The 14,659-nt window shown below is 41.4% G+C and carries 12 protein-coding genes; 10 read left to right on the top strand and 2 right to left on the bottom strand.

Annotated elements, in window-relative coordinates:
• Window positions 1–124 precede the first annotated feature (124 nt).
• From trmB to BEGALDRAFT_RS09100, 5 genes are all read left to right on the top strand, one after another.
• On the top strand, window positions 125–814 hold the full coding sequence (gene trmB, locus BEGALDRAFT_RS09125; RefSeq protein WP_002685912.1) for a tRNA (guanosine(46)-N7)-methyltransferase TrmB: 690 nt from the start codon (window positions 125–127) through the stop codon (window positions 812–814).
• 126 nt (window positions 815–940) lie between these two features.
• Window positions 941–2,950, top strand: coding sequence for a PhoX family protein (locus tag BEGALDRAFT_RS09120; RefSeq protein ID WP_002685910.1), 2,010 nt, complete (start codon window positions 941–943; stop codon window positions 2,948–2,950).
• 231 nt (window positions 2,951–3,181) lie between these two features.
• Complete coding sequence (locus tag BEGALDRAFT_RS09110; protein WP_002685909.1) at window positions 3,182–4,786, top strand: alpha-isopropylmalate synthase regulatory domain-containing protein; 1,605 nt, start codon at window positions 3,182–3,184, stop codon at window positions 4,784–4,786.
• 45 nt (window positions 4,787–4,831) lie between these two features.
• Window positions 4,832–5,752, top strand: coding sequence for an acetyl-CoA carboxylase, carboxyltransferase subunit beta (gene accD, locus BEGALDRAFT_RS09105; RefSeq protein ID WP_002685907.1), 921 nt, complete (start codon window positions 4,832–4,834; stop codon window positions 5,750–5,752).
• Window positions 5,753–6,015: 263 nt separating this feature from the next.
• On the top strand, window positions 6,016–6,849 hold the full coding sequence (locus BEGALDRAFT_RS09100) for a hypothetical protein (RefSeq protein ID WP_002685905.1): 834 nt from the start codon (window positions 6,016–6,018) through the stop codon (window positions 6,847–6,849).
• Window positions 6,850–6,927: 78 nt separating this feature from the next.
• Here BEGALDRAFT_RS09100 and BEGALDRAFT_RS09095 read toward each other — a convergent pair whose 3' ends face one another.
• The gene (locus BEGALDRAFT_RS09095; protein ID WP_002685903.1) at window positions 6,928–9,315 is read right to left on the bottom strand and encodes a hypothetical protein; all 2,388 of its coding nucleotides are present in this window, start codon (window positions 9,313–9,315) and stop codon (window positions 6,928–6,930) included.
• A gap of 123 nt (window positions 9,316–9,438) precedes the next feature.
• Between BEGALDRAFT_RS09095 and BEGALDRAFT_RS09090 the strand changes: the two genes are divergently transcribed.
• From BEGALDRAFT_RS09090 to BEGALDRAFT_RS09085, 3 genes are all read left to right on the top strand, one after another.
• Entirely contained in the window at window positions 9,439–10,794 is a 1,356-nt protein-coding gene (locus BEGALDRAFT_RS09090; RefSeq protein WP_081484162.1) for an AAA family ATPase, read from the top strand.
• A complete protein-coding gene (locus BEGALDRAFT_RS19180; RefSeq protein WP_002685899.1) occupies window positions 10,795–10,962 on the top strand; it encodes a hypothetical protein in 168 nt (55 codons plus the stop codon).
• A 109-nt stretch (window positions 10,963–11,071) separates the two neighbouring features.
• On the top strand, window positions 11,072–11,401 hold the full coding sequence (locus tag BEGALDRAFT_RS09085) for a hypothetical protein (protein ID WP_002685897.1): 330 nt from the start codon (window positions 11,072–11,074) through the stop codon (window positions 11,399–11,401).
• Here BEGALDRAFT_RS09085 and BEGALDRAFT_RS09080 read toward each other — a convergent pair.
• Window positions 11,382–12,185: a sterol desaturase family protein gene (locus BEGALDRAFT_RS09080; protein WP_198284685.1), complete on the bottom strand. Its 804-nt coding sequence runs from the start codon at window positions 12,183–12,185 to the stop codon at window positions 11,382–11,384. The two genes, BEGALDRAFT_RS09085 and BEGALDRAFT_RS09080, sit on opposite strands and share 20 nt — an antisense overlap.
• Before the next feature lie 105 nt (window positions 12,186–12,290).
• Here BEGALDRAFT_RS09080 and lnt point away from each other — a divergent pair, with 105 nt between their 5' ends.
• Window positions 12,291–13,787 carry an apolipoprotein N-acyltransferase gene (lnt, locus tag BEGALDRAFT_RS09075; RefSeq protein WP_002685893.1) on the top strand — a complete coding sequence of 499 codons (1,497 nt, stop codon included), beginning with the start codon at window positions 12,291–12,293 and terminating at the stop codon, window positions 13,785–13,787.
• A 110-nt stretch (window positions 13,788–13,897) separates the two neighbouring features.
• A complete protein-coding gene (gene tpiA, locus BEGALDRAFT_RS09070) occupies window positions 13,898–14,659 on the top strand; it encodes a triose-phosphate isomerase (RefSeq protein ID WP_002685892.1) in 762 nt (253 codons plus the stop codon).

Here is a 14,659-nt window from a genome sequence, read left to right as displayed (position 1 = left end):
TCCTTGAAACACGCCTACCATCCTTTTTCCCGGCAATCGTTCTCCCTGAAAGAATCAGACTGAATTTGTTCCAGTTAGCCGGGAAAAATTTCCGCTAGTCTCCTTATTCCTGCCTTTGTCTGACATGCAATCGCCTTCTCATATTCGTAGTTTTGTCCGTCGTAATGGACGCATGACCCCTTCTCAACAACTGGCTTATACTGACCTGTGGTCGCACTACGGTATTGAACCTGATGGCGTGCTTGATTTAAATGCTATTTTTGCACGAACGCAACCGAAACATTTAGAAATCGGTTTTGGTATGGGAGATGCTTTGATTGCTATGGCACAACAACATCCTGACGTTGACTACATCGGCATTGATGTTCACTTACCGGGTTTTGGTAAAGTCTTAAAGCAAATTGAAGCCGAACAATTAAGTAATATTCGCTTAATCAATGGTGATGCCGTCTTGTTGTTGCAACATCATCTTGCTATCGCTAGCTTAGATGCGGTCTATCTCTTCTTTCCTGACCCTTGGCATAAAAAACGCCACAATAAACGCCGTTTAGTTCAACCCGATTTTGTCGAATTACTCGCAAGTCGTTTAAAAGTTGGAGGACTCTTTCATTTAGCAACAGATTGGCAAGATTATGCTGAACAAATGTTGCAAGTTGTCGAAGCCTGCCCACACTTTCAAAATCTAACCGCTCCAAACAGTTACGCCCCCCGTCCTGCTGACCGTCCCTTAACAAAATTTGAATTGCGCGGGCAACGCCACGGGCATGGCGTTTGGGATTTGCGTTATCAAAAAATTGAACCAACTCAAGACTAATTAATTGTATTAAATTAATATAATTCCAGCTTGTCATCTAATTGTCATTAAACTGTCAAGGTTATTTCATACGCCTATGCTAGCTTAACCCGTCCTTAAGAACCCGTTATAGCATGAGCCAGAATTATGAAAGACAGACAATTTTATGATTTACCAGAAGAAATTGGCAATCCACACCCAAATAATCCACACTTTAACGATATTTTAGAAATTCGCTTATCTCGTCGCCAAGTGTTACAAGGAAGCTTAGGTTTAGCCATTACCTCCATGTTTGGTGTTAGCCTTGCTGGTTGTAATAGTGATGATGACGAAGAAGATTTACCCAGTCTCGGTTTTAAATCCGTTCCTGTCAGTGCAGAAGATAAACATGTTGTCCCTGAAGGCTATAGCGCGAAAGTGTTATATCGCTGGGGAGACCCTGTTTCTGATGGTCCTGCATTCCGCTTTGATGCCTCCAATACCGCAGCGGAACAAATGGTACAAGCTGGCGCGCATCATGATGGGATGCACTACTTCCCCATCGACCAATTAACAGGTGGTAACTCCTCTAGTCATGGCTTATTAGTCATGAACCATGAATATATAGACGATGCCTTGTTAAATACAACGGGTGGATACCGCGACGATAAAGCGGGCTATACCATTGAAAAAGCCAATAAAGAAATGGCTGCACATGGGGTTAGCGTCATTGAAGTGCGTAAAAGTGGCAGTGATTGGGTTGTTGTTCGTCCCTCTAACTATGCACGTCGGATTAGTACTCATACCCCGATGACCTTGAGTGGCCCTGCGGCTGGTTCACGCTTAATGCAAACCAGCGCAGATGCAACAGGGCGTGAAGTAATTGGCACAATTAATAATTGTGCTAACGGCATGACTCCTTGGGGCACTTATTTAACCTGTGAAGAAAACTATCAAAACTACTTTATTGTGCCCAATGCCAGCGAATTAACGACTGAAATGCAAGCCATTATTAGTCGTGACCGCGTCAGCAGTAGCGGAACAAATTATTCATGGGAAGTCCACTATGACCGTTTTAATGTTAATAAAGAACCCCATGAAGTCAACCGTTTTGGCTGGGTTGTCGAAATTGACCCCTTTAACCCAACTTCTAAACCTATCAAACGTACAGCCTTAGGACGTTTTAGCCACGAAAACGCCGCATACGTTCTAACCAATGATAACCGTGTGGTCGTTTACTTAGGTGACGATAAAACCAATGAATTTATTTATAAATTTGTTAGTAATCGTGCTTATGATAAAAACAACCGTACAGCCAATATGGCAGTGGGAACGGGCATTTTAGACGATGGCATTTTATACGTTGCACAGTATAAAGCAGATGGTACAGGCGTTTGGCTACCGTTGATTCATGGACAAAATGGTTTAACCGCCGAAAATGGTTTTGCCGATCAAGCCGAAGTACTGATTAAAACCCGCATTGCGGCAACCTTAGTGGGTGCAACCCCCATGGATAGACCTGAATGGGTCGCAATCAATCCTAAAAATAAACAGGTTTATATCACGCTAACCAATAACTCTGGTCGTGGCACAACCAACAACCCCGCAACAGATGCAGCAAACCCCCGTGCAAAAAACATCATGGGGCATATTCTGCGCTGGACAGAAACCAATAATGATCCTGCTGCTTTAACAATGAAGTGGGATATCTATGTTTTAGCAGGTAATCCTTCTAGTAGCGTTGCTGAAAATAAAGGCAATATCAAAGGTGATATTTTTGCCTGTCCTGATGGCTTATGGTTTGATGACACTGGACGTTTATGGATTCAAACGGACATGAGCGACAGCGTTATGCTAGATGGAGAAATGGCAGCCTTTGGCAATAACCAAATGTTAGCCTCTGACCCAACTACAGGCGAAATTCGTCGCTTCTTTACAGGTCCTATCGGTTGCGAAGTCACAGGCGTGATTACCACACCAGACCAGAAAACCATGTTTATCAACATACAACATCCAGGGGATGTGCCAAAAGGCTTGCAAACCCAATTAGGGACAAGCCGTCCAACTCCTGCAAATCCGCATGTTGCCAGTAATTGGCCCGACTTTGAATCTAATGGTCGCCCACGTTCTTCAACCATCGTGATTACGAAAAATAACAGCGGGAAAATCGGCAGTTAATAACCTGTTTTGAGTTGATAAAATCATTAAGGGTGAGTCATTTTCTTGAATGATTCACCCTTTTTCTTTTTCACAAGTCCAACACCGTTACCTTGATATTGCACGGATAACAAACTTTCCCTATCGGAAATTGTTTTAATCCCTTTTTCCGATTTCGCATATTTCTCATAGTTCGCTACAATAAGCAGATTTACCCTTGAAAAATTTGTTGTTGAGTGCTGAGGAATCATCGTGAATACGCAGGAAAAACGTACCGTCGAAATCATGGATACAACCTTGAGAGACGGCGAGCAAATGCAAAATGTCTCTTATACCCCAGAGGAAAAGCTCACTATTTCTAAAATCTTATTGACCGAAGTAAAGGTCGATAGGCTAGAAATTGCCTCCGCGAAAGCCTCTGAAGGCGAGCGTAAATCGGTGATTCAAGTTGTCAACTGGGCGAAAAGTGTCAACCTCGTTGACCGCTTAGAAATTCTCAGTTTTGTTGATGGCAATAAATCCATAGACTGGGCGAAAGCAGTTGGCATTCAACGCATTAATTTATTAACAAAAGGTTCTCACAAACATTGTACGGAACAGTTGCGTAAAACCCCTGAACAGCACATTGCCGATATTCAAAAAACCATCGATTACGCCTTAGAAAATGGCGTTGCTGTTAACGTCTATTTAGAAGACTTTTCCAATGGGATAAAAAACTCACCAGCCTATGTCTATCAAATCATTGAGGCACTGTTAAAACTCCCCATTAAACGAATTTTACTGCCTGATACCTTAGGGATTTTAAACCCCTTCGCAACTTACGAACATATCAGCGATGTGATTTGTCGCTATCCTCAAGCCCATTTCGATTTTCATCCGCATGATGATTATGGTTTAGGCACTGCGAATGCACTGGCAGCGGTTAAAGCGGGGATTCATGGCATTCATGCAACGATTAACGGCATGGGCGAACGGGCAGGCAATGCCGCGCTAGATGAGGTCGCTGTCGCGCTCAGAGATTTTCTGGACGTGCGCTTAAACATCGATGAAAAAATGCTATATAAAGCCTCGCAATACGTAGAAATGTTTTCAGGACAACGCATGGCGAATAATAAGCCAATTTATGGGAAAAATGTCTTTACCCAAACGGCGGGCATTCATGCCGATGGCGATAAAAAAGGCAATTTATACGCAAATCCCTTAATGCCTGAACGCTTCAACCGTAAACGCGACTATGCACTGGGAAAACTTTCAGGACGTGCCAATTTAGAAATGGCATTGCAAGCCTTAGAAATAGAACTGACTGAAGATGAGAAAAAAGTCTTACTGCAAAAAATCGTCGAAATCGGCGACCGTAAAGAAGTTATTACCAAAGAAGATTTACCCTATCTCATCAGCGATATTTTTGGCACAACAGGCGAACTCCCGTTTAAACTCCTACACTGTTCCGTAAATTCCACCTATGGCTTTAAATCACTGGCAGTGGTTCGCTGCTGTTATCTGGGTCAAACCCAAGAAGGCTATGCAAAAGGGGATGGTGGCTACGATGCATTTATGAATGCCATGAAAGACATCTTAACCGCCTTTCAATTGCCTATCCCGCAACTGATTGATTACATTGTGACCATCCCACCAGGCGGCAAAACTGATGCATTGGTGCAAACCATTATCACTTGGCAAGTACAACACAATGGCGACAGCAAAATGCTCACGACTCGCGGGGTGGACTCTGACCAGATTATGGCAGCCATTGAAGCCACCATTAAAATGGTCAATTTAACCATTCAACACTATGAACGGAATACTTATACAAACGACGGCAATGCAATACTGACAAGCCTCAATGTTACTGTTTAAGTTGCTTCTGTTTTTTATCTTCACTTTTTAAGACAAAAACGCAAAATGAGCTGGTTTGAAAAACTTCTGCCCTCCCGTATCCGCACGGACGGTAAAAAAAGTACCCATACTGTCCCTGAAGGCTTATGGAATAAATGCCCAATCTGTCAGGCAGTTTTATATAAGTCTGAACTAGAACGTAATTTTCACGTTTGTCCGAAATGTAGTCATCATATTCGCATTAATGCACGTCAACGCTTGGATAGTTTTTTAGACCCCAGTCCACGTGAAGAAATTGGCGCAAGCCTATCACCTACGGATAAATTAAAATTCCGCGATAGCAAAAAATACAAAGACCGCATTGTTCAAGCCCAAAAAGCTACAGGGGAAAAAGACGCACTGATAGTGATGAAAGGCGCGGTACACAGCCTGCCAGTTGTTGCCTGTGCATTTGAATTTAACTTTATGGGCGGTTCTATGGGAAGCGTGGTCGGCGAACGCTTTGTTCGGGGCGCGCAAGTCGCATTAGAGCAAAAAATTCCCTTTATCTGCTTTTCTGCCAGCGGTGGTGCGCGGATGCAAGAAGCCCTGTTTTCCCTGATGCAAATGGCAAAAACCAGCGCGATATTAAATCGTTTGGGAAAAAATGGTGTCCCGTTTATTTCCGTCTTAACGGACCCCACCACAGGGGGCGTATCTGCCAGTTTTGCCATGTTAGGCGATATCAATATCGCAGAACCTAACGCATTAATTGGCTTTGCAGGTCCTAGAGTTATTGAGCAAACGGTACGCGAAACCTTGCCAGAAGGTTTCCAACGCAGCGAGTTTTTATTAAAACATGGTGTGATTGATATGATTGTCGACCGCCGTGAAATGCGCGATACCTTAGCCAGTATTTTAGGGATGTTGACCCGCCAACCCTCGCCTCTCGTTGCGTTACTGTCTCATAAAGCCAATGAAGACGAAAATGATAACGAAGCCGATTAATAGATTAACCTAAGCTCAGCAAATTTTCTAAAATAAAATAGAGACCTACTAGGCTTTGAAATCCTAGCAAGTCCATTAAAATGCGCTAAAGGACTGCCAACCCTTAGAGGACTGGCAGTCCTTTTTCTCCATCTCGCCAAACTCAGATTAACTTATAGTAAACGTACTATAAAACGATACCGATGACTGGCAGTCCTAAATTTAAATCACTTTATGATACGTTTACGATACCCTTTTCCTTCCTTATTTATGCTGATTCAACCATGCTCAATCGTAAAAATTTACTCTTAATTGCCTTAGGTTTAGGGCTATGGTGGGCTTATCGAGTTTATGGAGTTTACTACACCCCTTTACCGTTTGGCTCAACCGATTTAACCCCGATTTTGTCACAACTGGATAATTTACCCGCAGACGAATACGGCTTAGTTTTCGCCTATGTAAAACGTAGTAATGGTGACGTGTTGCCACCCTCAATGGTTGACCCAAAAGACCCCTACCGATTCACCGCTCGCAATGTCGCTGATGCCATTAAATTACAAAAAGAATTTTTAGTGGCAGAAGAAAAACAAGCGGCACGACAAAAAGCCTTTGAAGCAATGCGTGAAGAAGCACTCGCACCATTACGAGCCGTTTTAGCCCTAGCGTCAGCGAAACGGGCAATTGTTCCCCGTGCGGAGCTTGTCTTACCGCCTGAGGCTTTACAAGTCACACGGGCGAAAACCCCAAACTCTTCTTTAATTGATAAAACTCCTGTATTTATAACCAGTTATGAAGTTAAAAATCAATCAAATCGTGCCATAGTTTTTTTTGAAGCGACGGCAAGTTTTTTTAGAAAACAGGATAAGCCAACAGAATTCAATAAGATTGCCAGTTGTTTTCTGAGTGGATTACCAAATAACCTCCAAGTTTTAGCCCCGCAAGCCATGACATCTTTTCGGTGTGGTAATGTGAGAAATGAGGCATCTGCGAAAGACCGCGCGGTTGTAGCAATGCCTGATAGTGAGGTTGTGGTGAAATGGGAACCGCGTTTGATTCGGTTTGAAGATGGAGAAGAGTTAAAAATGATAGAGCCTAAACCGCTTCCTGTTGAGTATTAATGGTGGTTGATAACTGATGCCCAATCCATAAATGTCCCTTATTATCCCATTGTTTTGTTTATAAGATGGAAATACATTCTACTCCCGCAAAAATCCCAACTCAAACACTAAGGGTTGTAATTTTTCAGTTAATTCTTTGTATGCTGTTTCAAATTCAGTAAAGCTGACAGGGACGAAATCGCCGCTTTCGTTGCGTTTTTTCAAAGCATTGCGGATTTGATACCAGCCGACATCGGGGCGGTTTAGTTTGAATTCGTCGCGGATGCTACGGACATCAGTGTGGGCAAAGTAGGCTTGCCAGAGTTCGCGCCCTGCGTTTAATACGGCTTTGGCTTCTTTTGAGAGTTTCTTTTTCTTTAAATATTGCACCATGAAATCGGATTCAAAACGCGCGGGGGCATTGACTTCGCTTTCTGTAAATGGAATGAAGTGATTGACAATATTCCATTTTTTTCCGTTCCATTCCAAATCATTCGCGCTGGCGGTTAAATTGCTGCCGTTAAAGAGCATCCAAATTAAGCAGTCATTTTTGAATTCGTCAGTGAGTTCGCCCGTCGGTTGTAAAAATTGGTCGCGGTCATTGAGCCATGTGGGTTTAATTAAACGACGAACTGAAAAAATAATAGCGGCTTGCCAGAGGTTTTCAGGTGTTATATATGAGCCTCCTCCGTTACCTCCAGTAAAAATGGAAGAGGTAACCAAAGTTTCCCGTCCTGTATGTTGCAGATCATTATTGCTCGCGTACAAAAATCCAATCATGGCATTGCACGATTTTTTAAGCCTAGGGTTACTTGAAACCTTTACCGCATTTGATAGCGGTAAAGCTAGTTCGTCATTTGTCTCAGGCTTATCAAGCCAAACATTTAGATAAGTATTACTTGGTGAGTTGTAAAACCTTTTTTCACCAATTGGTTGTACTTTTTTATCAAAAACTTCAACAGTAATTTCTGTGATGGATGTTTTTTTCTTGGCATTTTGATTAGTTTTCCAGATTAAAAAGCCAATTGGAAAATCACCTTTCAAACCATCAAAAACTTTGCTGTGTACAAGAAAACCACCTAAATACTCGGCATTCCAAATACCCCTAAATTTTTCAAAGTTAGGCGAATTGACATACTTTAATTTACTAAACATAGCTAAAGTGACATTAGGAATTTCTTGTGCAATTCGTGATAAAAACTGAACAAATAATTCTTTACTGGCATATCCCAACTGCATGGAATTATTAATTTGCGTCTGCTCTACACCTTTTTTGTTTGTATCACCTTTAGCTATGCCAGACCCTGTTTCTCCATAAGGAGGATTCATTAAAACTAAAATCTTTTTCCCTTCTTTAATCGCCAGTTGCAATTCTTTGGGAACTTTATTGGTTAGGCTGTAATCAATTTTGCCCTCATCAGTAATATCATCATTCAAATAATCATATTGAAACCGATACGCGGCAACGCAAGTTTTGGTGGCTTTCATCACATCAATATCTGCTTGGTCGAGCGTGCTCATAAAAATATTGCGCGGATTCGAATGCTTCACTTCCAAATTGCCCACGCCACAACACATGTCCCAGACAATATAGTTTTTTTGCCAATTTTTCCCCAACACTTCAGTGAGTTTGTCATACGCTTTTTCTACCACATTCAACGGAGTATAATACGCCCCCTTAAAACTGCGCTCATCCAACGGAATTAAACTATCGCGCCGCTCCAACAAATAATTACGATATTCAGATTTAGGCGGACGATGATAAATTTGCCAAAACCGCCGATAGCCTTCTTTATTATTTAATTCATATAATTGCCCGTTTAAAGTGAATACGGGAGCATTGTTTTTATGCAGTAATTCGGCGGGTAAATTTGTATGCGTTGAGACAGTGCCGTCATGCATGATGTCAGCAAAAAACAGGAGTGCGTAATCTTCTTCGGGTACGCCATCAATTTCTCGCCCTATCATTTCTACCCATTTATCAAATACCTGCTTTAAATTATCAGGCGTAATTTGTGTGCGAATAATATCGCCTGACCGAATCGCCTCTTTAACTGTACTAATAAATTCTTCTTCATGCGTCGCAATTCGAAATGAGACAAAATGCGTCCCGATGTGGGCGGAGACTTCAGCCAACGCCTCTTTAGGATATTGGCTTGCAGACTTTCCCCATTTAACGGTTTTCTTTTCTAAGAAGGGTAAGACATCAGCTGTTTTCATGAGTGCAGCTTTTTCGGTATCTATCACGGCGAGAAAAGGGGGGATAGTTTCGCCTTTATTAAGTGCGTCTTGTACGTAGTGTAATAGTTGGGTAAACATCGCATAGCTGGAATATTTGCCTGTGTCTTTGGCTTCAAACCAAATTTCATCCGTGCGAATATCAATCAACCCTTTGGTATAACGTTTTAACCCCAATGCTTTGATATAAATATCTTTTACGTCTTCTTCGCTTTTGGCTTGCTGGAGTTGTTCATAGAGGGTTGGCATTTTTTATAAAATCCGTTTGAGATTTGGTAGTGCTACTAAATTTTTATAGTTTATTTCAAAGTCATTGAACTGACATTGATGATAAAATAGCATTAAGATTTATTTGTTAATAATAAAGGATTCATGATGCGTTTTTCTTTTGAGAATTTAGGTGTTTTGCCAAAGGGTGAAATTGAACTTGCCGATTTAACCGTTTTATGTGGCGCAAATAATACAGGGAAAACATATATTACTTATGCGTTATATGGTTTTTTAAAAAACTGGCGTAACCTAACTAAAATTCCATCATTAGAGTGGAATAAATTAAATAATAATTTGTATGAAATTGATTTAGAAAAACAGCTTTTCCCAAAAATTCAATCTATTTTAGATGAAGCAACGAAAGATTATCAAAAAAATTTATTACATACTGTTTTTGGAACATTTGTTGAACGATTTTCTACAACACATTTAAGTTTTAATATTGATAATTTAGATATTGTTATAAAATCACTGCATCATATTGAACTTCAACGAAATGAAAGCCATCTTGTTGGACTCAAGAAGCAAGAAAATAGCCCTATATTACAATTTGACTTCAGTTCAACAAAAGAACAACCAAACATAAATGCTATTTACAACCAGTTAGCAATTAAATATATATGTTTTGCACCTTTTTTTCCGTACCCTTTCATTATCAGCACTGAACGGACAGGTGCAATCGCTTTTCAAAACGACTTAAATCTAGGAAAAAGCCGTTTATTAGAATTACTGAATCAAGGTAAACAAATAGATTATCACGCCCAAGCCCAGCCAATTCGTGACAATATTGACTTTATCAATTCATTATCCATTTTTGAGAAAGAAACTAGCCCATTATTAATGGAATATCCTGATTTATTAATCCAATTCAAGGATATTATTGGCGGTGATTACAGGCTAAATAATGGTGTTTTACATTTCCAACCGAATAAAAATACAGAATTACGCATGAATGAAAGTTCTAGCGTTGTGCGGGCATTGGTCATTTTAGGCTATTACTTAAAACACCTCGCTAAAAAAGGTGATTTATTAATGATTGATGAGCCTGAATTAAACTTACATCCTGCGAATCAACGTAAATTAGCGCGTTTATTAGTACGTTTAGTTAATTTAGGCATTAAAGTTTTTGTAACCACGCATAGTGATTATATTGTTAAAGAATTTAATACAATGATTATGCTAAATAATGGTAGTAATCGCTTGCAAAAAATTCGAGAAAAATGGCATTACACAGATGATGAACGTTTAGCTATAGAAAAAGTGAAGTTATATATATTAAGAGAAGAATTAATATCAGCAGGACGTGGCAAAAAGAAACGCCCTATCTGTACCGTTACTCCCGCGAAAATAACGCCAACATTTGGTATAGAAGTACCAACTTTTGATAACACAATAGATGAAATGAATGCGATACAAGATGAAATTTATTATAGCCATCAGTTAGATGGGAATAAATAAATGGGAGTAGTTATTGATGCGTTAGAGAAGTTGTTTAATTCTCAAGTGATTATTGCAAATGGCGCACAACATGCGCATGTGCAATTACGTGAAGATGATTCATCCGCAAAATTAAAAAAATTAACATTAAAAGAGCTTGAACCAAATATGTTGTGTTTAGCCCCCTGATATAGGACGAAAAGTAAAAGCAACAAACAACAAGGTAATTGCTATTTGTCTGTCTCCTTTATTTTCAACAACGGACATTGGTAATCATAATCGAGCCTGTGACGGTTTATTGTTACGTGAGCAAGATGATGGAATATGTGACTTTATTTACATTGAATTAAAGTCTGATTTTCCTAGCGGTTATGAAGGGCAATTTAAAAGTACAGCTTGTTTTGTTCGTTATATTTGTGAAGTGGTAAATGAACTTTATCAGGTAAAAATGCAAATAGGACAGGAAAGATTTGTTGTCTTTCATACAGATAAAAGCAATGAAATACCAAGCATACGAAAACGCGGTACACGTGCAGGAAAAGAATCAAAAAATAAAAATCAGCCTAATAATCCTGATAAACATCTTGTTAAAGATGATATGACAGTTCCTATTTTTCAAATTTTTTAATATCCGCCACAGGCAACCACAATAAATAAGGCAAGGTTAAATACTTCGCCTCTCTAAATTTATCCAATCCTATCAGCATTTCCTCGTGTCCTGCGGTTGGTTGGGCTTGATAACTGTTAAAAATCCTGTCCCATATCGCTAAGTTAAATCCAAAATTACTGTTCATTTCGGTTTCAAGCACAGAGTGGTGAACGCGGTGCATATCGGGCGTGACGAATAGTTGACGCAAACGATTGTCCCAGCGTTGTGGCAGTTTGATATTGCTGTGGTTAAACATTGCCATGCCGTTTAGGATGATTTCGAATAGTAATACCGCAACAGCAGGGATTCCCATGATTAGAATAATTAGGAATTTAATCAGCATTGATAGGATAATTTCTAAGGGGTGAAAGCGTGCGCCTGTGGTGACATCGATATCGGTGTCAGCGTGGTGCATTCGGTGGAGTCGCCAGCAAAGGGGAATTTGGTGGAATAGGCGGTGTTGCCAGTAAATAGCGAGGTCTAAAAGAATGATAGTGAGGATGATAGTTAGCCAATCGGGAAGAAAAAGGCGGGGAAGTAGTCCTATGTTGTGGGTTTCTAGTTGTAGGGCGAGGCTGACGGCTGTTAGGGGAAAGATAAGGCGGAGTAGTAGGGTATTGAGGAAGGTCAGGGCGATGTTGTTGAGCCAGCGGGTGGTTTTGGATGTGGTGAGGGTTTTGCGGGGGGCGTATTGTTCCCAGATTGCCATGCTGATGAATAGGCTAAAAAAGCAGCTAAGTCGTAAGGTGTTTTCGTGTTGAATGAGCCAGTCGCTTATCATGTTTTTTCCTTGAGTTTGCCATTAGAATTCCATAATCGTCCTTTATAATAGCGGTTCTTTTTTTAATCACCGATTTTTTTATATTTTATGCTGACTTCTCGTTATTTAGGCGATTTTTTCGCTTTGTTGGTTGGGGCTTTGTTGCCGCTCGCTTTCGCGCCTTTTGGGTGGTATCCCTTAGCAGTTTTGTCGCCGTTTTTGTTGGCGTGTTTGTGGTTGGATGTGTCGCCAGCGCGGGCGGGATGGCGGGGTTTTTTGTATGGGGTAGGGATGTTTGGGGTGGGTGTTTCGTGGGTGAATGTGAGTTTTTATAGTTTTGGGGGAATGCCGTTGTTGGCGGCATTGGGGTTGACAGCAGGGTTTATTTTTATTTTGTCGTTGTATCCGTTGTTGTTGGGTTGGTTTATAACGCGATATTTTCCTCAGCATACTTTTGTGAAATGGTTGTTGGTGTTGCCGTGTGCTTGGGTGTTTTTGGAGTGGGTGCGGAGTTGGTTTTTATCGGGTTTTCCGTGGTTGAGTTTGGGATATAGTCAGATTGATTCGCCCTTAGCGGGGTTCGCGCCTGTTGTGGGGGTGTATGGGGTTAGTTTGGCGGTGATTTTTTCGGCGGGTGTGTTGGTCACGGTTGGCTTGATGGGGCGGTGGCGGATTTTGGTCTTGTCGTTGTTGCCTGCGGTTTGGGTAGCAGGATGGTTGTTGATGCAGGAGTCGTGGACTCAGTCTATTGATAATCCGATTAAAGTTGCGTTGATTCAAGGGAATATTCCGCAGGAGTTTAAGTGGTTAGAAGGGAAGCGTGAGGAGAGTGTGCGCCGTTATGCGGAGTTGAGTCAGCAGAATTTGGATGCAGATTTGATTATTTGGCCTGAAACGGCAATTCCTTGGTTTTATGAGCATATGCGCACTTTATTCGAGTGGATGGCGTTGCAACATAAAAATGCGCAGGTGGATTTTTTGGTAGGTGTGCCTTATTCGACGGCGGATGGTCGGTATTTTAATAGTGTCACGAATGTGAGTAGCGCGCCTGTTCGGTTTTATCATAAACATCATTTAGTCCCTTTTGGGGAATATATTCCGTTTAGTCGTTTTATTGGCGCGATTTTAAATTTTTTAAACGCGCCGTTATCGGAATTTTCGGCGGGGGAGTCGGTGCAAGAAAATTTGTTTGCAGCTCGTCAGTCGATAGGGATTTCTATTTGTTATGAGGATGCTTTTGGCGAGCGGGTGCGGACGAGTTTGCCTGAGGCAACTTTATTGGTAAATGTGAGTAATGATGCTTGGTTTGGGGATTCTATCGCGCCTCATCAGCATTTGGAGATTGCGCGGATGCGGGCGTTAGAGGCGGGGCGTTATTTATTGCGGGCAACGAATACGGGAATTTCAGCGATTATCAATCCGCAAGGAAAATTAGAAGCATTGTCTCCACAATTTCAGGTTCATGTGTTACGGGCGGAGGTGCATCCTTATCAGGGGGTCACGCCTTATATTCAGTGGGGGGATATATTCGTTGTGTTATTAACGGCTGGCGGTATTTTGTTGGGTTTAGGCTTACGTTATAAAGTGCGACAACCGCTTGTTTAAGTCGGGAAAAATGATTGTTGTATTGGGTGGGAGTAATTGCTTTTTATATAAAAAATGGGTACGATTCCCAATTCACTTCAATAAACCACAATGGCGAGGGCTTGGGGAATATGCGGCAAAAACTGGTAGCTGGCAACTGGAAAATGAATGGGTCAATAAAAGCTAATCAGCAATTGTTAGAAAGTCTCAAGCAAGGTATTACTGATATTCGCGCAGACATTGCGGTTTGTCCGCCATTTCCCTATCTTCAGCAGGTTCAAGCTTTATTACAAGGTTCTCATATTCGTTATGGGGCGCAGAATGTATCGCACGAGGCTGATGGCGCATTTACGGGCGAAGTTTCGGCTGCTATGTTGGTCGATTTAGCGTGTACTTATGTCTTAGTCGGTCATTCTGAACGGCGTGCTTTGTATGCAGAAACGGATGAACGCGTTGCAGAAAAGTTTGTCGTGGCACAGAAAGCAGGGTTAATTCCTGTCTTGTGTGTGGGCGAGTCTTTGCATGAGCGTGAAACTGGGGAAACAGAAAAAATCGTTAAACGTCAGTTAGATGCGGTTTTAACGGTTGCAGGGGTTGATGCGTTTCGTCGTGCTGTGATTGCTTATGAACCTGTTTGGGCAATTGGGACGGGAAAAACCGCAAGTCCTGAACAAGCGCAGGCAGTTCATGCGTTTATTCGTCAACATTTGGCGAGTCAAACAGCGGGGGCAAGCGTTGCGCAAACCGTGCAAATTTTATACGGCGGAAGTGTTAAAGCAAACAATGCCACAGAATTATTTGCCATGCCTGATATTGATGGCGGTTTGATTGGTGGCGCGTCTTTAAAAGCAGATGAATTTCTTGCAATATGCCAAGCGGCTCACTTAGTTTAG

This window comes from Beggiatoa alba B18LD, assembly GCF_000245015.1.
Lineage (GTDB): Bacteria > Pseudomonadota > Gammaproteobacteria > Beggiatoales > Beggiatoaceae > Beggiatoa > Beggiatoa alba.
The sequence above is the reverse complement of the archived record's forward strand: the minus strand, read 5'-3'. Positions and strand labels throughout refer to the sequence as shown.